At 41.1% G+C, this 21,486-nt stretch carries 16 protein-coding genes and 1 pseudogene; 1 reads left to right on the forward strand and 16 read right to left on the reverse strand.

Annotated elements, in window-relative coordinates; genetic code table 11:
• Positions 1–23 precede the first annotated feature (23 nt).
• From ACIY19_RS06505 to ACIY19_RS06580, 16 genes and pseudogenes are all read right to left on the reverse strand, one after another.
• Positions 24–395 carry a GFA family protein gene (locus ACIY19_RS06505; RefSeq protein ID WP_371606864.1) on the reverse strand — a complete coding sequence of 124 codons (372 nt, stop codon included), beginning with the start codon at positions 393–395 and terminating at the stop codon, positions 24–26.
• Between the two features lie 317 nt (positions 396–712).
• Positions 713–5,224, reverse strand: a complete 4,512-nt coding sequence (locus ACIY19_RS06510; protein ID WP_409002992.1) for a S8 family serine peptidase — start codon at positions 5,222–5,224, stop codon at positions 713–715.
• Between the two features lie 289 nt (positions 5,225–5,513).
• Positions 5,514–6,356: an aldo/keto reductase gene (locus ACIY19_RS06515; protein WP_409002993.1), complete on the reverse strand. Its 843-nt coding sequence runs from the start codon at positions 6,354–6,356 to the stop codon at positions 5,514–5,516.
• Positions 6,357–6,437: 81 nt separating this feature from the next.
• Positions 6,438–7,829 (reverse strand): peptidoglycan-N-acetylglucosamine deacetylase PgdA, encoded by a 1,392-nt coding sequence (gene pgdA, locus ACIY19_RS06520; protein ID WP_409002994.1) that lies wholly within the window; start codon positions 7,827–7,829, stop codon positions 6,438–6,440.
• A 103-nt stretch (positions 7,830–7,932) separates the two neighbouring features.
• On the reverse strand, positions 7,933–9,660 hold the full coding sequence (ezrA, locus tag ACIY19_RS06525) for a septation ring formation regulator EzrA (RefSeq protein WP_409002995.1): 1,728 nt from the start codon (positions 9,658–9,660) through the stop codon (positions 7,933–7,935).
• 80 nt (positions 9,661–9,740) lie between these two features.
• Positions 9,741–11,687 (reverse strand): DNA topoisomerase (ATP-hydrolyzing) subunit B, encoded by a 1,947-nt coding sequence (gene gyrB, locus ACIY19_RS06530; RefSeq protein WP_409002996.1) that lies wholly within the window; start codon positions 11,685–11,687, stop codon positions 9,741–9,743.
• Positions 11,688–11,700: 13 nt separating this feature from the next.
• Positions 11,701–12,264: an HAD-IA family hydrolase gene (locus ACIY19_RS06535; protein WP_013670254.1), complete on the reverse strand. Its 564-nt coding sequence runs from the start codon at positions 12,262–12,264 to the stop codon at positions 11,701–11,703.
• A gap of 84 nt (positions 12,265–12,348) precedes the next feature.
• Complete coding sequence (locus tag ACIY19_RS06540; protein ID WP_409002997.1) at positions 12,349–12,903, reverse strand: DJ-1 family glyoxalase III; 555 nt, start codon at positions 12,901–12,903, stop codon at positions 12,349–12,351.
• Between the two features lie 10 nt (positions 12,904–12,913).
• Positions 12,914–14,137 (reverse strand): FtsW/RodA/SpoVE family cell cycle protein, encoded by a 1,224-nt coding sequence (locus ACIY19_RS06545; protein WP_007517506.1) that lies wholly within the window; start codon positions 14,135–14,137, stop codon positions 12,914–12,916.
• A gap of 5 nt (positions 14,138–14,142) precedes the next feature.
• Positions 14,143–16,617, reverse strand: coding sequence for a bifunctional DnaQ family exonuclease/ATP-dependent helicase (locus tag ACIY19_RS06550; protein ID WP_409003003.1), 2,475 nt, complete (start codon positions 16,615–16,617; stop codon positions 14,143–14,145).
• A 199-nt stretch (positions 16,618–16,816) separates the two neighbouring features.
• The gene (locus ACIY19_RS06555; protein ID WP_248023942.1) at positions 16,817–17,668 is read right to left on the reverse strand and encodes an NAD(P)H-hydrate dehydratase; all 852 of its coding nucleotides are present in this window, start codon (positions 17,666–17,668) and stop codon (positions 16,817–16,819) included.
• A gap of 56 nt (positions 17,669–17,724) precedes the next feature.
• A pseudogene (locus ACIY19_RS06560) lies at positions 17,725–18,206 on the reverse strand (HAD family hydrolase).
• Between the two features lie 4 nt (positions 18,207–18,210).
• A complete protein-coding gene (locus ACIY19_RS06565) occupies positions 18,211–19,068 on the reverse strand; it encodes a bifunctional methylenetetrahydrofolate dehydrogenase/methenyltetrahydrofolate cyclohydrolase (RefSeq protein ID WP_248023947.1) in 858 nt (285 codons plus the stop codon).
• A 148-nt stretch (positions 19,069–19,216) separates the two neighbouring features.
• Entirely contained in the window at positions 19,217–19,537 is a 321-nt protein-coding gene (locus ACIY19_RS06570; protein ID WP_409002998.1) for a TfoX/Sxy family protein, read from the reverse strand.
• Positions 19,538–19,570: 33 nt separating this feature from the next.
• Positions 19,571–20,305 carry an amino acid ABC transporter ATP-binding protein gene (locus ACIY19_RS06575; protein WP_045617436.1) on the reverse strand — a complete coding sequence of 245 codons (735 nt, stop codon included), beginning with the start codon at positions 20,303–20,305 and terminating at the stop codon, positions 19,571–19,573.
• Positions 20,305–20,988: an amino acid ABC transporter permease gene (locus ACIY19_RS06580; protein ID WP_001011622.1), complete on the reverse strand. Its 684-nt coding sequence runs from the start codon at positions 20,986–20,988 to the stop codon at positions 20,305–20,307. The genes ACIY19_RS06575 and ACIY19_RS06580 overlap by 1 nt, the downstream gene beginning before the upstream one ends.
• Positions 20,989–21,179: 191 nt before the next feature.
• Here ACIY19_RS06580 and ACIY19_RS06585 point away from each other — a divergent pair, with 191 nt between their 5' ends.
• Complete coding sequence (locus tag ACIY19_RS06585) at positions 21,180–21,410, forward strand: DUF1797 family protein (RefSeq protein ID WP_000443577.1); 231 nt, start codon at positions 21,180–21,182, stop codon at positions 21,408–21,410.
• Positions 21,411–21,486 lie beyond the last annotated feature (76 nt).

Genomic DNA, 21,486 nt, shown 5'->3' on the forward strand with positions numbered 1-21,486 from the left:
TAATTTATATTATCTTTTTAGCTTTATTCATCAAGCAACCAAGAAAAAGCTGGGTCCTGAAAAATATGACGTTTGGGAACAGTTTGTAAATTCTGATCGCATTCGTCTATTGTACCTAATTTCAAAGCACAGACTTCCGGTATATTTTCTTGAGCAGTGAAAATTTGACTATGACAGTTCTGACAGTAATAGCGTTGTTTTCCTGGAGATGAACTATAGATAACCAACTGTTCTTTTCCATGCAATACTAGGTTTTTACTGCTAACTTTGGCATTCACTGTATAGGCAGACGCAGTTGCTTTCCGACAGAATGAGCAGTGGCAAAAAACTAATTCCGACAATTCCTCATCTAAAGTGTAGGTCACTGCTTTGCATAAACAAGATCCTTTAAGCATTATGCTCCTTTCTACTTAGGCATTAGACGAAATTCAAAAAGAACCGAATTTCAACACCCAAGCCTTGCGACTAGGGGCGTCTGAAACGCGGTTCCACCCTAATTTATTACTTCATTGTTTTTAAAAATACGACAGAAAGCGCCAGTTTCTTACCTTGTCCTACTTGGCTCCCACTATCCCAAGCTCGCTTGAAGAACGCCATAAGACTTTCTTTCCTAGCTAGTATTATAGCAGATTTTCTAGCTAGTGTAAACCAAAAATGAGTCTGAAAACAAAGTTCCAGACTCATTTAATAGTAAAGCTTCAGAAAGTCCTGTTTAAGGATGTCTTTTCGCTTTTGGTTTTTTGCCATGCAGATTTCTCTTGGCTTGTTTCAATGCTGTAATGGCATCTTTAACATCTTCTTGGCTCGCTCCTGGATCTTTAAGGAGTTCCTGTGCCTCTTTAAAAGTTAAAAGATAAGCTGCTTTTTCTTTCTTGTCTGCATAGATAAATCTCGCGTTCTTTTCTTGGAAAAGGCGTTCATCTTTGACCAGTTTCTTCAGACTAGAGAAGTCAGTAGCTTTGCCATTTAATTTGCTTTTAGCCGTCGCTAGGGCAATGAGAGATTGGTCAATTTGATCCTGTTTGACTTTAGGATCTACAGCTAGTAAGGCGATTTCTTGGAAGGCACGATCATAAGCTCGACGTACTTTTTCCTTGGCATTAGCATATCGTCCAGTTTTAGTCGTTGCATAGTAAGCTTTCATAGCTTCTTTCAAGGCTGTAACGTTCGAATCTTTTCCATCCAAAGCTTTACCAGCAGCCTCAAGACTAGAGAGAACGCCATCAATCAATTCTTGTTTCAACTTGCTTGACAAGGCTGACTGCGCAACTTGGAAAGCTTGGTCATAAGTTTTTCTCTTATCTGCACTACTATTAAAGTAGCGAGACGTTTCTACCAGTTCTTTTTGTTGATTTACCGCAGCAATCAAGGCCAACTTAGACACAACAGATAGACGCAAAGCATTATTTCGACCTGGCTTCACGAGCAAGGAAACGAGATCTTCAAGGAGTTCATATCCAGTTGGCAAGGTGACTTCTACAGTATAACGACCTGTAGCAACTTTCTTACCAAAGGCGTATTGACCGTATTTTTCAGCAGGAAGAGTGATACTTGTCCCATCTTCTCCTTTCAAAACTACTGTAGTCGTCTTTGGAACTGCTTGGTTGAAGGAAACAGACACTGGTGCATATTCTAGGAGATTTGCTAGGAAGGTAATGGTTTGGAAACTATTTTCTTCCGTCAAGTCGAACTCTTGGGACAAGGCACTGATAAATTTCAATTCTGTTCGGTCATAACTGAAAATTTCTGCTGTATAATGACCAAATTGTAAGAAATGAATCGCTTTTGTCTTGTCAACATCAACATATTGTCCCTTGCTATTTTTGATTCGATAGACGTAGAGGGTATCAATATCCTGATTTGTTTTTGCATCCTTCAAGTCAATTTTAACTCGACCACTATTTTGATCGCGGACAAGTTCAGCAAGTGAGATATAATCTACATTTCCTGCATAATCCTCTACAAGATAGTAAATATTAGCCTTGTCAACATTCTTAGGAAGTGTATAACTACCGTCAGCATTGGCCTTAATCAGATGGGTGTTCTCAAGCGCACGAGTTCCAGACTGGTCTTTCCCAGTTAAAACCATGGTCCCTTTCTGGTCAAATGGTGTGATATAGAAGACTTTTTCTGAAAGGATACCACCTTGACCCACATCTTTTGGTTTGCGAGCTACAAATTCTTGATTTCCATCTTTAAAGCGAATATAACCACTTGTGATGACAGGTTTTTGAGTATCAATCTGAATTTTAAAGGTCGTGTATTGTTCTTTAGCTCCTGGAACGTCTGGTGTATAACTGATAACATAGTCATATAAACCATCTGCAACAGTATTCCCATCAAAATCCTGGCCTCTCCAAGCAGTATTATCTAGAATATAGCTTTTCAGATTTCTACTGTCTCCATCAAAATAATTCTTACGAAGATCCTTTGCATCGCCCTCCCAAATAGGATGTTCATGCTTAGTATCCGTAGCCGCATAAACTGTTGCCCGAAGATTTACCAGATTTCTCAAAGCAACCGTTTTGTATTCAACTAGGTCTTTGTTTCCGTCATCATTTGGAGAAATGGCAATACGGACATTCCCTTTTTCGTCCAACTGAAGAACATGCTTACCTTCAGCATTTTGTTCGATTCCAAGAACGGTAATTCGGCGTCCTTGGCGTTGACCTTTAGACACTAGAAGGTCATTTTGCAAGGTAGCTAGATAGGTAGCATCATTAGAGTAGTTAACTGCAGGATTTTCCTTGTCTACTTCCGTGTAAAATCCATTTTTCCCTTCTCGGACAAGATTGTAAATTGGTTTTTCAACAGCAGGGAGATTTTGGAATTCTCCTCGGAAGCCCATAAATGCAAGACTCACAACATCCCCATCATCTGCTGGATCTACAAATCGAACAAACCCTTCAAGGAAATAGCCATTTGGCATTTGTTTGCTGAGTTCAGCAGCAAATTTTCGAGCATCCACTTTAACAGTGACTGTTTGACTGCTGTGGGCTTTGACCGTCACTTCAGGCCAGACTGTCTCCGTTAGTTTTCGAGGTCGAAGGGTGAATTTTCCATCTTGGACCTCGTCTGTATTGGTATTCACTACCATCTTGAGAGTACGGTCAGTATCTGAAATATTGTGTACAGTGACCTTAAAAGTAAATTGGTCTCCAACATTTCCTAAAGTCACGCTTGGATAACCATTTTCACCCGTTACATAGAGGTCTGTTGACACTGCAGCAGCTGTATCCACAATACCAGAACCTTGCTGACGAGGAGAGGTATAAGTGCCTGTGTCCTTATTAACATGTGGTTTTGCAGTTGACATGATCAAGGCCTTGACAGTCTCTGATACTTGCTCAGGAGTCAATTCTGGATGGTGTTTTTGAAGGTATTCCTTAACCAGAACTGCAACACCCGTAACGTGAGGAGCCGCCATACTGGTTCCGCTAATACTACCGTAGGTATTGTCATTAAAGGATGAGTAGATATTGCCGCCAGGAGCTGTCACATCTGGTTTCAATTGTCCATCGGTAGTCACTCCCCAACTTGAAAAGTCAGATAGCTGATTGGCTACATCGGAAGGGCGATTATCCATCTTACCATTAAAAACAATCTTGTAGTTTCCTGATTTTAAGGCTTCACCATACTGTTTAGAAATAAATACAGAAGGAATTTTCTTTGCTTCATCATCAATAGCCATATTGATGTTTGCACCTTCTACATTATTGTAGATCAATGCACCAACTGCACCGTGTTTTCGTGCATTTTTGATCTTCTCTGAAAAATTCATAGCTCCACGCTGAATGAGGGCAAGTTTCCCAGTTAAATCCAACTTCGCAAAGTCTTCTTCACGACCTAACCCTGCTTCGACGTATTCATACTCTTTTCCCTTTTCAAAATCCTTATCTGACTCAGGTTGATTATAATCAAATTTTCCGTTATGAAGGCCGGCATTTTCCTCTAGACCTTTGACTTCAAAAACCGCTGTTGTCAATGTTTTGTTGTTGACAGAAGCAACTGAAATTGAGTCTTCAACAGTGGATGGATTTCCAACCAAGCCATAGTCTGGGTTTTCGGCTAGCGGTTTTGAATAGCCATTTCCGAATGTATTGCTATTTCCTGCTGAGATAAGAACAGAAACTCCCTTGGCACGAGCCCGTTTGATGGCATCCACAATATCAGAACCAGCATCGACCATAGAACCAGTGCTAGATCCCAAACTCATATTAATAGCATCTGCTCCCAAGGCAACTGCATCATCAATCGCCTTTACATAAAGAGCCGAACTTGTCGTCTTTTGGCGATCTGAAAAGACACGCATAAACATGACTTGGGCTTCTGGCGCCACACCATAAACTTTTTCGCCATTCGGTGCTTCTTTATCAGGGTTTCCAGCAGCAATCCCTGTTACGTGCATCCCATGAGAAGTTCTTTCTGCTTCTTTGATCTTATCTGTTCCGTCAAAGTAGTCATAGGCATAGACAACCTTATCGCTATACCATTTACCGTAGTCGATTCCAGCAGCCTTTTTAGCTGCTTCGATGGCTTCCTTGTTTTTAAATTTTGCTTTTGACGGATCCGAAATTCGAAGTACCTCATGATTCAAATCAAGTCCAGAGTCAATAATGGCAACAACGGTCCCCGTCCCCTTGTAACCAGCCTTCCAAGTTTTTGGTACTGTGATGATATCATTACTTGAAAGACTATTGGGTTTTGCAGACTCAGCTTTTTCTTGTTCTTTTTCAGTAGTTGCCGTTTCTCCAGTAGTTTTAGGAGCTGTCGTTGCTTGAGTCTCTTTTTTCTCTATTGTAGAAGCCTTCTCAGTAGCAGGCGCTGGACTGGTAGCGACTGTTGTTTCTTTTTGGACGACACCTTGGTCTACTTCTTTTGCAACTGCGCTATCTTTTCCTGATTCTTGGGCTTCAGCAGTTTTATCAACCGGAGCATCTACCTTAGCATCTTGTTTACTAGCATCCTCTTTAGAAGTTTCAACTTCTTGTTTCTCTCCAACTACTGGTGCTATCCCATTAGTATTGGTTTGGTCAGTCGCAGAGTTTGAGTGTTTATCGTCTTTTAGCTCTGTCTTAATTTCCTGAGTTTGAGCTTGATTTTCACCTGTACTCTGCTCATTGGCACTGACTTGACTTGCTCCAAAAACCAATGCAGTTCCCAATAAAACTGAAGCAAGACCAAATTTGTATTTCCGTAATGAAAAACGTTGTCGTCTATTCATAAATAATCTCCTTTTTCTTTAAAGTATACCTATTATAACGCAAATAATCATAAATTTTCATAAAAATCTGAATTGTCACAAAAATGTAATATTTACGTATATATTTCGCTTATTTAATTTTATCATTCGTGTTATTTGCTCCATCAAACCAATGCTTTCTAAATTCGTTCCTCTATTTCAATCCATAAAATTATTTCATTATACAAATAATTTAGATTTTTTATACACAAAAAGACTAGGATTTAAAATTCCTAGTCTTTGTTATTTTGGTATAAATAGATTTCACAAACTAAAAATCCATCTCATCCACACGAGGTGCGCCCGAAGTCACTAAAATTGTCTTTAAGACTTCTCGATCGTCTTTGCTGAGTTCAATTCCAAAACAATCAAGATTGCTCTGGATGCGAGAGGCTGTCACTGACTTAGGTAGGGGTAAAAATCCTTCTGCCAAACTCCAAGCCAAGGCGATTTGAGCCACTGATTTCCCATGCTTAGCAGCAATTTCTTGGACTTCTTTCTGTTCAAACAACTCTCCTTGGCCAAAAGGTCCCCATGCCTCTAGAAGAATGCCTTTCTCTCTACAGTAGTCAACCACTTCCTCTTGATAAACTCCTGGTGCCAAGCGTACCTGATTGACCGCCGGGATGATTCTGGCTGTCTCAAGCAAGGCATCCAAATGATGGGGAAGGAAATTACTAACGCCGATAGCATGGATTTTTCCTTCTTGGTAAAGGTCCTCCATCGCTCTCCAGACTTCAGCATTGCGAGTTTTCCATGCCTCATTTTCTCTTAAAGGTTTTGGATTTGGCCAATGGATAAGGTACAAATCTAGATAATCCAATCCCAGTTTTTCCATTGATTCTTCAAATGCTTGGCGAGCTTCATCATAGCTGTGACTGGTATTCCAGAGTTTGGTCGTTACAAAGATTTCTTGTCGTGGAAAACCGCTATCTCGAATAGCACGACCAACACTTTCCTCATTTTTATAGATAGCTGCAGTATCGATATGACGATATCCAGCCTTTAAGGCTCCTAAAACGGCTTGGTAGGCTACCTCTCCATTTTCAGCTTTCCATGTTCCAAATCCTAGTACAGGAATTGAAACTCCATTATTAAGGGTGTAAGATTTCATCGTTTTTCCTTTCTATGTGAAGAAAATCTAAAGAAACAAAATCCTGATTATCAGAACACTTGCCCCTTTAGATTTTAACAATTATTGATCACGATCATAATAGATCTCGTGAGCCTTCAAGCGAGAATTGAGCAATTCAGGAACGGTCACAAATGTATACCCTTCACCCTTTAAATACTCAATAACACTTGGTAGAGAATTAACAGAAGGACCATGAATATCATGCATGAGGATGATAGAACCATTGCGAACCTGACGTTGAATCTCTGTCAAAATGGCTGTCTCATTTTTACTCTTCCAGTCCAAACTATCCACATCCCACATAATGAAGCTTAAATCAAGGCCATTTCGAATATCATCAGTGATAGCCCCATAAGGTGGGCGCATGAGTTTAGAACTCGAACCTAGAACTTGGGTTAACAAATCTTCTGTATCAGTGATTTGCTTTTTAGCATCTTCGAGCGAAAGTTGTGAAAGAACGGGATGACTCCAGCTGTGGTTTCCTACAACATGACCTTCTGATTTCATTCGTTTTAGAAGATTTTCATTACCTGCAATGTTTTTACCAAGTACAAAGAAGGTTGCTTTTACACCATATTTAGCTAAAGTATCCAAAGCCTGCGTGGTTGTAGTTGGATTTGGACCATCGTCAAAGGTCAGGGCTACAACTTTTTTATTTTTCTTAGAAAAGTATGCTTGGTAGAGTTCAGCATCCTTTTCTAATAGATAAGAAGACTCAATGACATCAAAGAAACTAGATATTGGCAAAGCAATTTCCTCAACAGTCTCTCCAGCATTAGCAGGATAAAGGATGATTTGACTATCCTTATAATCAAAGCTCCAAGATGTCAATTCTTGGTCTGTGAAGCTCTTTATTACTTGATCAATTTTTGCCTGGTCAAGTTTCTTATCTTCTAGGGTTGATTTGATTTGAGTCAGTAAGAGTTCCTTAGCCTTGCTTGCATCTTTGAAGAGTTTGCCGAGGTCAAAATCTTTCCCATCTTCAGTCAAGAAAATTTTCCCTAAAGAAGTCTTTTCTTTTTCTTCAACCTTTGATGCAGACAAATCGTAGACTTGCTTACTGATACTACGAGCAACAACTCCCTTTAAGACTGGGTCCAACTGCTCACTATAATAAAAGACCAAATCCTCTTTATCTTCCAGCTTTTCTTTGATATCCTGGTTGATTTTTTCTCTACCCTCTGCAATGACTTCCTCTCCTTGCAGAGGGTAGTAGGCAATCACCTCAGCTTGACCTTTTCGGAAATGGTCCTTCTGACTACCTGAGTTGAATTGCTGGTTCTTTTCGCTTTTTAGCGCTTCAATTTTTTGTTCGTAAGATTGCTTTTGTAGTAGCTTATAACCAATAGCACTCCCTAATAGAATCGTAGCAATTCCTAAGATTCCAACAAAGGAAAGCAATAGCCTTCTCGTTTTATCGTGAGAAACACGTTTCGCTCTATTTTTTTTCATATTTCCATCATATCAAATCGAGGCTATTATTTCAATGATAAACAGGGATTCTGTCTTTTTTTAGGAAAAGAAAAAAGCTTAGAAATCTTCTAAGCTTCTATTTTTAAAAACGAATCGCTTCACGTGTTTTCTCATATGAAGTTACAAAACGGTTTGTAACTCCTGGTTCAGCAACTTCCAAGGCTTGTGAAATTTTTTCAAATGATGCCTGATAGTCAAACTCTTTTTCAAAAATTTCAAGCGCTTCGTTGAAGGCCTCTTGGATACGCTCATCAAATGAACGGTAACGATTTGAGTATTGCAAGAGTTGCTCTGTCAAGGTTGCATATTGAACGATATCATAGGTTTCTGTTTCAAGTGCTTCCATATCATTTGTTGCAATTTCAAGAACGCGTTTAACCGATTCAATATTCACTTGCAGTTGTTCTAACTCTGCCATCAAATCTTCTGTGTTATGACTTGCAGTAAAGAAAAGTTTCAAGAAACTTTGAGGAATACCTGGCAAGTTTCTCTTCTCCATGTAACGTTTGATAGTATGCAAACGGTTCACATAGACATTTGCTTTTTGGCGAGCATTGAGGTCGTCTTTTTCAATTTGCGCAAGTCGTTCGCTAACAGAGATTTGCTCATCCTCTATATCCTTGAGGTTGCTTTGAAGCATTTCCAACTGTTCTTCAAGAGCAGAGTAGGCTTGTGTTGACTCACCTTGATCCTCTGTCACTTCCATGATTGCTGTATCAAGTGCAGCCAATTCTGCTTGAAGACGACGAACATGATTGCCATCGCTTTCAGGAAGAAGGTAGGTTTTAGTCAAGCGTTCAAGATCTTGAACAAGCACCTGATTATTTTCTTTTAAGTGGTTGAGATAAGTTGGTAATGTCGAAAGAAGACTTTCAACCACTTTTTGAGCTGCAATTTCACGAGTGAAGATATCATAAAGTGCGTTGATTTCTTCTTGGATGCGATTATTTTCATACTCTGCATTGTCCAATTCCAACTGACGGATGTTTTCTTGATTATTTTTCAGAGATTCATGCAAAAGTTGGAAACGAGACTCAATATCTGTTTCTGTAAAGTGGTAGTTGGCATCCAACAGCTTGCGATAGCCTTCTTCCAAATCTGCCAATTGTTCTGGCAGTTCTTTTGTCAAGATTTCAACAAGAGCTGGAATTCGCTCAACGATGTGTGTCAAAGCGAGAATATGATTTTCAGTTGAATCAAGAATTGCTGCGGCTTCAACCGGGTCACCTGATGAATTTAGGGTAACAAATTGAGAGAATTCAGATTGGATGTTTTCCAATTGTTTCTCAATCTCAGGAAGGGCCTTCCCATATTTCTCCGAGTCTTCTGCAACGGTATGTTGAAGGGATTCAAACAAGTCCAAGGCATGAAGGACACGGCCACTATTCTTAGATTCTTGCTTTTCAAGTTCAGAAAGGGCATTGCGAATAGCTGCAATATCTTCTTCAATCAAGCCGATTTGGCTTTCAATTTGATCAATCTTGTGAGCAGCTTTGAAAAAACGGAAAGAATTATTGTAGCTTTCAGCTTCAAAGAGGTGATTTTCGATATCAGCAAATGAGTTCAGAGATAAATCAACCCATTTTTGGTTCCATTCACGGAAGGTCACCTGACTTTGACCAATCAAGTGCATGTTTTTAACGGCTTCAACCTCATCATTTACAGGAAGGTTGTAGAGTTCTTCTTTTCTTTCTTCAAGGGCCGTTAATCTGCTTACATTACGCTTACGTAAAAAAATGGCTGTTACATAAGCTAAGATCAGAATGACTGCAATCGCAACCATTAGATAAATTAGTTGTCCATTAGACATATCAAACTCCTTTTATACTAGAAACAATCGTAATGATTATATCATATTTTTTAAACCAAGGGAACTATTTCCCACATTTTTTAGACGTCAAGTGTACTGTAAACAGCGTTTTCTTCGATAAATTCGCGACGAGGTTCTACTCGATCCCCCATCAACATATCAAAGATTTTATCTGCTTCGGCAGCATCATCTACCGAAACACGCGCCATCAAGCGATGTTCAGGATCCATGGTTGTTTCCCACAATTGGTGGTCATCCATTTCTCCCAAGCCTTTATAACGTTGGATGGTTGGTTTTGAACGCCCTTCACTATGACGTGCTAAGGCTTCTTGGAGTTTAATTTCTTGATCTGCACCAGGTTGAATGTATTCTTTGATTTCACTTCCAACTTTAACCCCATAAATCGGTGGTTGGGCAATGTAGACATAACCAGCCTCTAAGATTGGTTTCATATAGCGATAAATCAAGGTTAGCAAGAGAGTTCGAATGTGGGCTCCATCAACATCGGCATCGGTCATCAAAACGAGTTTTTGGTAACGAGCCTTAGTGACATCAAATTCTGCGCCAAATCCTGTTCCCATGGCTGTAAAAAGACTTCGAATTTCTTTGTTGGCAAGGATTTTATCCATGCTAGCTTTTTCAACGTTCAAGATCTTACCACGAATTGGAAGGATAGCCTGGAACTCACGGTTACGACCAGATTTGGCTGATCCACCAGCTGAGTCTCCTTCGACGATGAAGAGTTCGGTTTCAGCAGGGTTGTTAGAAGAACAGTCTGCTAGTTTTCCTGGCAAATTGGAAATTTCCAAGCCAGATTTCTTGCGTGTGACTTCACGCGCACGCTTGGCAGCTACACGAGCCTTGGCAGCCAAGATTCCTTTTTCCACGATACGCTTGGCGATCTGTGGATTTTCCATAAGGAAATCAGAGAAGGCATCGCTGAAGAGGCGATTGGTAATCTTGACTACTTCACTATTCCCCAGTTTGGTCTTGGTTTGTCCTTCAAACTGCGGGTTTGGATGCTTAACTGAGATAACTGCAGTCAAGCCTTCACGGACATCTTCCCCTGTTAGGTTATCTTCATTGTCTTTTAGTAATTTATTTTTGCGAGCATAATCATTGATAACACGTGTCAGCGCTGTACGGAAACCTTGCTCATGCGTACCACCTTCATGGGTGTGAATGTTATTGGCGAAACTCATGACGTTTTCGTGGTAACCGGTTGTGTACTGCATGGCTACTTCAACTGTGATATCATCCATCTCACCGTCTGTGTAGATTGGTGTATCAAAGATAACATCCTTGTTCTCGTTGATATATTCAACGTAGCTAGCAATCCCACCCTCATAGTGGTATTGTTTAGTCTGTTCGAGACCTTCACGCTTATCTGTGATGGAGATTCGAAGGCCTCGGTTCAAAAAGGCTAGTTCTTGAATACGTTTGTTTAATTTTTCAAAGTCAAAAGTTGTTGTTTCTGTAAAAATCTCTGGATCTGGTGTGAAGTGAACTGTTGTTCCCGTTTTATCCGTATCTCCAACCACCTCAAGATCAGCAACAACATGACCACGACGGTATTCTTGGTAATGAATCTTACCGTTTTTATGGACATGAACATCTAGTTGAGTTGAAAGAGCGTTTACTACTGATGAACCTACACCGTGCAATCCACCTGAAACCTTGTATCCGCCACCGCCGAATTTTCCTCCAGCGTGAAGAACTGTAAAGACGGTCTCAACAGCGGGACGTCCTGTTTTTTCCTGAATATCAACAGGAATTCCACGCCCATCATCTACAACGGTGATGGAGTTATCTGGCTCTATAAAGACTTGGATGTGACTGGCAAATCCTGCCAGGGCTTCGTCAATTGAGTTATCAACGATTTCCCATACTAGATGGTGAAGACCTTCTTTTGAAGTCGATCCAATATACATACCTGGACGCATACGAACAGCTTCAAGTCCCTCCAAAACTTGAATTTGACTGGCATCATAATCCTGTGCCTGTTGATTTTTGATTTCTTCTGTCATTTTTTCCCTTTTCTTACATGTCTATTGCTTGTCTCAATGTCGCAACGTTATTAAAAAGATAGGCATCTAAGCCAGCAGCTTTACCTGCTTCTACATCAATATTTCTGTCACCAATGACCAAACCAGATGTAATATGATATTTATCACGTAAATAAATCATGGACTCAGGATCTGGTTTCCGTTTAAAGCCAGAACTGGCAGTAACCACCTCGGTGAAGTAGTTCGCTATCTGGGTCTTAGCAAGAAGTTCTAGCACTTGGTCATTTCGATGAGAAACTAAGAAATGGCGACCACCCTTGTCCGAAATGTCTTTGAGTAATTCTGGAATTCCCTCAAACAAAACTGGATGCTCTAGCTCACGCGCTTCATTTTCTTTATAGTTCTCTAAAAACCCCTCGATATCTGGTGCAAACTTCTCGATGGCAAAAGCTGTCGAAACCTTCAAGGCTTCGTAGACGCGGTCGTGTTCTTGCTCTATTCCGTATTGGGCTAAGGTTTCTACAAAGGCTGCTGTAGAAGTCTCATAATTATCCAATAGGGTACCACCTAAATCCCATATATAGTCGTGATATTTCATACCCTTCATTATACCATTTTTTTATGAAAAAGGCGATGATTTCCTAGATTTTTCCAAGTAAAAAACGAGAGCCGAACTCTCGTCTTACTGTTGATTTCCAAAGACATCTCGATAGAGCATGCCGTCTCGTAAACTTTCAGCATCTCCTCCCAATTGCTCTACCAACTCATAGGCAAAGGCAAGTGCGGTTGACGGTCCTCGACTAGTTGTTAGATTGCCATCCACAACTACCGTTTCCTTTCGGTAAATTCCATCACTGATGTTCTCCTGAACACCGTCATAACAGGTGAAGTGCTTGTCTTTCAGGATACCTGCTTGATGGAGGGCGATTGGGGCTGCACAGATGGCAGCAATTTTCTTTCCTGCTTGGTCAAAGGCTTTAATCTGTGAAATGAGGGCTTGATTATCTCGTAGGTGAGCTGAGCCTGGCATACCTCCTGGAAGAACGACCAAGTCATAGTCAGACAAATCGCCATCAAAGATATGGTCGGCTTTTACCTGAATGCCATGTGACCCTGTCACCTGCTCTTCAAATCCTACCATATCACATGAAATGTTTGCTCGACGCAAGACATCGACTACTGTCAAGGCTTCGATTTCTTCAAAACCCTGGGCTAAAATAACTGCTACTTTTGCCATAGTGGCCTCCTTATTTGATTTGTTTTAGGACGACTTTCTTTCGTTTGAATGGAACTTTTCCACTTTTCTCCTCCGCTAGGTTTGTCTGGTAACTCATAGACAAAAGGAGACCAACACCAATGAGGTTACTAATAATTGCGGAGCCCCCTTGAGAAATGAAAGGCAGAGGAATCCCTGTCAAAGGAAGCAAGCCTGTCACGGCACCGATATTTTCAAAGATATGGAAGAGCAACATCATGATAAAACCAGTCGAAATGTAGGTGTAGAACTGGTTATTTGACCTGAGAGTAATCTTCAACATCCGATAGATGAGAAGTAAGTACAAGGCAACGACAAAAACCGAACCAATGAAGCCAAAATCCTCAGCAATCACCGTGAAAATCATATCACTCTCACGTACTGGAATGAGGAGATTGGACACATTGAAACCTTGCCCAAACAAGCCACCACTTCCAATCGCAATTTGTCCCTGCGCCTGTTGGTAAGTCGTTGTTTGCGCGAAGTCAAAGGGATTGAGCCAAGCCAAGATGCGGTTGATCTGGTAGGTTGGCATTCCAATCTGATGCAAGAAGGCACGTCCATCCTTGCTTATAAAGATGGCCATAAAACCTGCAACTGCAGTCACTCCTGTCGCAAAAACAGGAATGATAATCTTCCACGAAACACCTGAAAGGAGAACCATGCCTGCAAAAATAGCTACAAAGACCAAGGCAGTCCCTAAGTCACTTTGTAGGGCTAAGAGGATCAAGACTGGGATGGTAAAGGCAATCATCCAACCAATCAATAGGAAATCCAAGGGAATAGTCCGTCGCCATTCCTTGTGTTTTTGCGTGAATTGTACGATGACTCGAGCCAACATCAAGATATAGGAAATCTTCATGAACTCCGATGGCTGGAAAAGTGTCGTTCCACCAATTGATACCCAGTTTTTGGCACCTGTAGAAGCTACCAAACTCGGATTGTAGAAAACAAGAGGTAGGACCATCAAAGCTAGCCCTAGACCATAAAGATAGGGAGTCACCTTCCATAAAAACTCCGTATTGAAGAACATGACCACAAAACCAATGACAAGGCCCAAGGAAATCCAAGCGATTTGCTGGCCTAGTATTGGTAACACATTATTTGGATAGTCATGACTAACTGCTATATAAATGGCTACTACTCCAATCACCAGTAAACAAAACACTGGCAGGAGAAGGCTATAATCGACTCGAGAGTCGAAGGAACGTTTCATATTTTTTACCTTTTTTCTTTCATTCTATTGCGACGGGATTGGAGAAAATCAGCTACAGCAGGCTCTATCCGTTCTCTAGAAAGAACCTGAACAGCCCTTTCTTTTGACAAGGTCTGAGCGATTTGTTTGCCGTAACGCTTGCTGACAACACGACTGTCTAAGATTACAGCAACCGAACCTTGGTTGGGCCGTCTAACAGTACGACCCAGGGCTTGTTTTAGCCGAATGATAGTCATCGGCAACTGATAATCATAGAAAGGATTTTTTCCTTCTTGACGCAGTTCTTGGTTTAATTTTTTGGTTAAGGGTTCTTGGGGGTTTTGGAAAGGCAATCTCGGAATCACTTGAATCACGCAAGGATGGGTTGAAAAATCAACCCCTTCCCAGAAACTACCTGTTCCAAGCAAGATCTGACGTTCGCCTTTTTCAAAACGTTTTTTCAGTTGGCTTGGTTCCCCATTTTTATACTGAGCTAGATGCGGTTGGTCGAGCAGGTCTGAAACTGCCAGCAACATCTCTTTTGAGGTAAACAAGACCAGTATGGGTTTTTGAAAGGCTTGTAACCTTCGGATAACAGAAGCCACTTCACTAGCATAGTCAGCAGGCGAAACTTCTGTCACAAGAGGAAAATCATTGACTAGAAAGACTTCTTGTTGCTCCTGTTTTGCTACATCAAGCCTAACAAGTGGAGCATCCGGAAATCCCAATAAATCTGCTAAGGAAACCCGATTGCTGATTTCAAGAGTAGCCGATACTCCTAGGAGCCTGCAATCTTCTGGCAATAAGTCTGCTAGTATAAAGCGGCCTTTTTTACTTGAACAAATCAAGACATCCTTGCTCGATTTCTCTGCTGTAGCAAGCCAAAATTCACGGTCCGACATGAAAAAGTTTGCAATTTCTCGATACTCTGGTAGAGCTAACTCCGAGAAATGCTGGCGCAACTGTTCAAGAGAATCCAACCACTTTCCATTCTTAAGGCCTGACTGATAGTGCTCTATCAAGTATCGACATTCAAAGCCGATACTCTCAAGCAAGCGCTTCTGAACCAAATCTTCCTCTGTCTCCAAGGACTTATCAAGCTGGGTTACAAGTTCCTCAAGGCGATAAGCCTGCTGGGCTAGATTTTCAAGAGCTAGCAGCATTTTTTGAGCTTCATCCAAAATCACCAAACGGTTGTCAACAAACTCGGGATTGTCTTCCAAACGAGTGACCAGATAGGCATGATTGGTCAGAAGAACACGACTTGTCTTGGCCTTTTCCTGCCCTCGTTTCCAAAAATCCTCTGTAGCAAATAAACTTTTCTTTGAAAGCTTGCCATCGTGGAATAGTTCTGGCAGAAAATGCTGATAGCGATAAAGTTGCCCGATTTCGTCCAAGTCACCTGTCTCTGTCTCTGTTAGCCAGATAAGCAGTTGCATTTTAAATCGTGTGAAAAGGCGATTGGACTCTGATCGATAGAGAATTTGGTGAAAGGCATCCAATTTCAAGTAATTTTGAGGCCCCTTGAGACTATGAATTTCCAGATGGAAGACCTCTTTTAAGTGCTGACCTTCTTCTTGCATGATTTGATTTTGAAGAATTTTGGTCGGAACACTCACTAAGATACCTGCTTGACTCTCCAAGTTCAAAGCTGGGAGGAGATAACCATAAGTCTTGCCCAGTCCCGTTTGGGCTTGGATAAAGGAAGTCTGGTGTTCTTCCAATAATTGCTCAATCTTCTCCGCAAATTCCATCTGTTGCGGTCGCTCCTCCAGCCCCAATAAAGAAATGTTTTTAGCAAAGTCTTTGGATAACTTTCGTGGGACTAAGGCTTTGCTTTTCTTTCTGAGGAAAAGCCCATGAAGCTCCATCAAGTCTGGCGAAGATAAGAGAGATTGTTGCTGGTAAACCTCCTCAATCAACAGATAACTTTCATAGAGAAGGTTGTCTGCAAGGTCTAACAAGCTTTCTAAGAGCCCTTTAGGTAGCTCAAAAAGTTTTTGACGCATGTAAAGCAAGAGTTCAGCTGTTGCCTGAGCATCTGACAGGGCAGTGTGGGCATGTTCCAGCTCAATTCCCAACTCTTGACAAAGGATACCTAAGTTATACTTTTCAAACTGAGGATACAGAACCTGGGCAAGCTCAACTGTATCCACCCGCGGTGTGCGCAATTCATATCCTTCAAAAAAGAGAAATTCTGCAAGAAGGTTGGCATCAAACTGTACATTGTGCGCAACAAAAATACCGTCCTTAACCAATTCAAAAATTTTTCCAGCCACCTGAGAAAATTCTGGTGCCACAGCCAAACGTTGATCGGTCAGACCCGTTAATTCTTTGATATGAGAATCCAAGGGTTCGTGAGGATTGACATCAGTCGCATACTGATCAATAATTTCACCATTCTCAATCACCACAATGCCTACTTGAATAATTTTTGCCTTGCTTCCGGTGCTGGTCGCCTCTAAATCAACGACCACATACCGATCATTTCTCGCATTCATCATTAAAAATTATATCAAAAAAAGCATGATTTGACAACCCTCAACTTTGATAACAATCTAGCTTTACTTGCGAGCTTGATTAAAAATCAAGACCTTAAAAGTGAGAATTTCTTGTAAGTTCAGCAGTTGATTGCTGGTTCTGAGGTATTTGAAAACCTTATTAACAAAGCTACATCAACATAAAAAGACAACCAGGGTATTAGCTGCCTTTTTGAGATATTTTTTTCATTGCTTTCGGAAGTAGCTTGCTAATTTCTGTTGGCAAGACAAGATAGTTTTCTTGAGCTAGTTCTTGCGCGATAGCTGAATGAAGGTAAGCCGCTACCACCACTCTCTCATAGAGACTGACTTGATGAAACTGACCTGTAAATCCTGCAATCATCCCAGCAAGAGTATCTCCCATTCCACCAGTTGCTTGATAGGGGCCTCCAACCTGTAACCGATAATATTCGGACTGACCAGCTTGCCAGATACGAGTTGCTGGACCCTTCTCGACTAGAATCGTCCCTTGAGGAAAAGCTGAAAGAGCACTAGCAGTCGTCTCTGTATTTTGATGGTCAAGAACTATACCAGACAATCTTTCCCATTCCTTTTGGTGGGGAGTTAGGATGACCTGACTAGAAGGAAATGGTAACTGTCCTTTTGCTAAGATGCCCAAAGCACCGCCGTCTGCAATCAAAATCTGGTCTTTTCTAAGGCTCTCACAGACCCGTTTTACGAGTTCTTCTCCGAATGCATCCTCTCGCAAACCCGGACCTAACAAGATAACTTCAGCCTTTTCCAACTGTTCTTTTAACAATTGCTGGTCTTGAAGAGAAAAAGCCATGGCCTCAGGTAAGTGGCTGTGCAGGGCTGGAATATTCTCCTTATCCGTGCCAACAGTCACCAAACCTGCCCCACTTTTAACTGCTGCAATGGCGGACATGATGATAGCTCCCCCATAGGGATAGGTTCCTCCCAGCAAGAGCAGGCGACCGTAATCTCCCTTATGGCTGTGACGACAACGTTCAATAATAACTTTTTCTAATAAAGCTTGATCAATCACTTTCATCGTTTTTTCCCTCTCACTCTATTATACTACAAAAGGAGGGGCAAACCTCCTTCTATCTATTTTCCCTTAAATTCCGCAAAGGTCTGTAAGATTTTAGCTGCTACTGCTGGAGAAGGAGCTCCTTTTAGCTCTAACGTGTCATCTGCATATGGACTAAGACCAGCAAAATCTCCTATCTGGACAGAATAGAGAGACGTTTTAAATAGTTCAATATCGTTTTGGTCATTTCCAAAAGCGATGAAGTTCTCCCCACATAATTTTTCAACAGTTGTCGCCTTATGAGTATCCAAGGGGTTGACATAAAGGCACTTTTCATGGGCATGATAGGAGAGATGAGCCTGTCCTAGTCTTTCTAGCTGACCAAGCGCTGACTGAGTTCAGAACCTAATAAACCCAAACAATCCCGATAAGAGCGAGCTGAGGCAAACACAACCTCATGCCCGTAGTCTTCAGCCTTTAAAAGAACCTGCTGAATCTCCTCATCTATGGTCATGTAGTCAAAAGATAGTGTCCCATCCAGATCAAATACGAATTTCATCTTCCTAGTCCTTGTTTAGTGTTCGAAGCGCTGCCTGATAGGTTTGCTCCATCAGCATAGTAATGGTCATAGGACCAACTCCACCCGGTACAGGTGTGATGTGACTGGCAAGTGGTGCAACGGCATCATAATCAACATCTCCACAAAGCTTGCCGTTTTCATCTCGGTTCATCCCAACGTCAATGACAACCGCGCCAGGTTTGACAAAGTCTGGAGTCACAAACTTAGCGCGACCGATTGCAACCACAAGAATATCCGCCTTTGCAGCCACCTTGGCAAGATGATGGGTCCGTGAGTGGGTCAAGGTCACAGTCGCATTCTTGGCTAAAAGAAGCTGAGCCATCGGTTTTCCAACGATATTTGAACGACCGATAACAACCGCATTTTTACCTTCCAACTCAATCCCATACTCATGAAACATCTCCATAATTCCTGCTGGTGTTGAAGGAATCATAACTGGATGACCAGACCAGAGGCGACCCATGTTTAGAGGATGAAAACCATCCACGTCTTTTTCGGGGTCAATGGCTAATAAAACTGCCTCTTCATCAATATGTTTTGGCAAAGGTAACTGGACCAAAATCCCATGCCAAGCTGGATCTTGATTGTATTTGGAAATCAAGTTTAACAATTCCGCTTGGGTAATGGTCTCTGGAACTCGCACTACTTCACTACGGAAGCCAGCAGCAAGAGCTGACCGTTCCTTATTGCGAACGTAGACTTGGCTGGCAGGATTGTCCCCCACCAAAATCACTACCAACCCTGGAACTAGACCTGTTTCTTCTTTTAGTTTGGCCGTCTTTTCAGCCAACTGTCCTTGTAACTTAGCTGCAAGAGCCTTCCCATCAATAATCTGTGCCATATCTCTTCCCTTTTCTATCAGATATCTTCTATTATAGCAAAAAATACCTTGTCATTCTAACATTTCTTGACTAATAGACCTTATAGTCTGAAACTATAAGAAAAAGCCCTTATCGAGCTTTTATGCTTATTTATACTAAGTAAACTTGTCAGGCTTTCTTTTTGACTTTTGGAGCCGGTAAGACTTCATACATCTCCTTGATTAATCTCGTTAGACATGACTTATCTTCAATGTCTTCTATCAAAATCATCTCCTTAGCTCCTTCATAAGGACGTTCAAGCCTAGTCTGTCCCAGCTGATCCAAGACCAGCTTCACAGGCTTCAGTAACAGACGATTATCGTAGATTCCTCCAATAATCTTTCCACGATAATAAAGAATATACTCTCCCATCATTTGACGATAACTCATCTCCTCTAGCTCTGATAGCTGTTCGAGAATAAAATCTAAATATTCTTTACTGGAAGACATGATGCCTACTCCATTTCTTCTAAAAATGAGGTATTACAAAACCTTACTCAAAAATTCCTTGGTCCGTTGTTCTTTTGTTTGATCGAAAATCTCTTCTGGCGTACCATCTTCGACAACAACTCCATCCGCCATAAAGATGACACGGTCTGCTACCTCACGCGCAAAGCCCATTTCATGAGTCACAATCACCATGGTCATCCCTGATTTAGCGAGGTCTTGCATAACAGCTAGAACTTCTCCAACCATCTCAGGGTCTAGAGCTGAAGTTGGCTCATCAAAGAGCAAAACGTCTGGTTCCATAGCCAGTCCACGTGCAATAGCAATCCGTTGCTGCTGACCACCTGACAAACTCTGTGGATAGGCCGTTGCCTTATCTGGCAAGCCAACTTTTTCTAACAGTTCCTGTGCTCTTTTCTCCACAACTTCCTTGCTTTCACCTTTGGTTTTAATTGGTGACAAAGTGATATTTTCCATCACTGTCATATTGGGAAAGAGGTTGAATTGTTGGAATACCATGCCCATCTTTTCACGCATGGCAAAAAGGTCATTTTTCTTATCAGTGATATCAACTCCTTCAAAGATAACCTTACCTTTACTTGCTTCTTCAAGGAGATTCATCGAACGAAGGAGAGTTGACTTCCCACTCCCTGACGGACCGATAATGACCACAACTTCTCCTCGTTTAATCTCAAGGTTGATCCCTTTTAAAACTTCATTTTTCCCAAAAGACTTATGTAGTTCTTCAATTTTAATCAAGGTTTCTGTCATTATTTCTTGTCTCCTTGTCCAATATGTTTTTCAAATGCTTTCAACGCCACTGTCAAAACAGAGGTCATAATCAAATAGTAAAAGGCTGCAAATAAAAGGGGAGTCAACGGTAAATAAGTTGTTGTTGCTACTGTCGTTGCACCATTCCACAACTCCATCACCCCAATTGCAGACAAGAGGGAACTATCCTTGATAATGGTGATAAATTCATTTCCCAGAGCTGGAAGAATATTTTTGATAGCTTGTGGCAAAATAACATAACGCATGGCATTTTTCGGACGAATACCAAGAGAGTAAGCAGCCTCTAACTGACCTTTAGGAACCGCATTGATCCCTGCACGAACAGTTTCTGAAACGTAAGCTCCACTATTCATAGAAATAATCAGAATACCAGGAATCAAACGAGAAAGATCAACTCCTAAAATTCCCACTTGGATAGTCGGAGCATTGATATGCATAAGAGCAAAGGCAATCATAATCTGAACCATCATTGGCGTCCCACGGAAAATCCAAACATACACATTTGCAAACCAAACGAGCGGTTTGAAGCGTGAACGTTGGGCAAAGGCCAGTAACACACCTATAATAGTTCCTAAGCAGACAACAAGGATGGAAATCAATACGGTAATCAGAGCACCATAGTTAAAATATGGTAAATACTTTGGTAAAAAAGAAAAATTCATATTCAATCAACTTTCTATGTATTAGATTGTATGATTATAACATAAATTGAATTAAAATGCAATTCTTTTTCACCAATTTTAACAATTAACTTGATAGAATAGAGAAATAGAGAGAAATCACAGTTTTTTTCTAGTCAACTACCTCTTGTTTATGGTAAAATAGAAACGATAAGAAATGGAGGAGAATCATAATGGAATCACATTTGGTTAGAATCATCAACCGCCTAGAAGCAATGACAAAAGATGGTGGGAATCTAAAACGTAATTTTGAACGTGAAGGTGTTGTTGTCGCAGAAGTTGCATACAGCCACGACGAAGAAAACGGATCACTCTTCACCCTTCGCGATGTAGAAGCTCGTGAAACTTATACCTTTGATAGCATTGATTTGATTGCAATGGAGATCTACGAACTCCTTTACTAATATAAAAACAACGGGCAGTAAGGCCCGATGAATGAGAATCCTTTTTGTCACCACAAATGGGATTTTTTCTTACCTT

This window comes from Streptococcus sp. ST14 (assembly GCF_046098195.1).
Lineage (GTDB): Bacteria > Bacillota > Bacilli > Lactobacillales > Streptococcaceae > Streptococcus.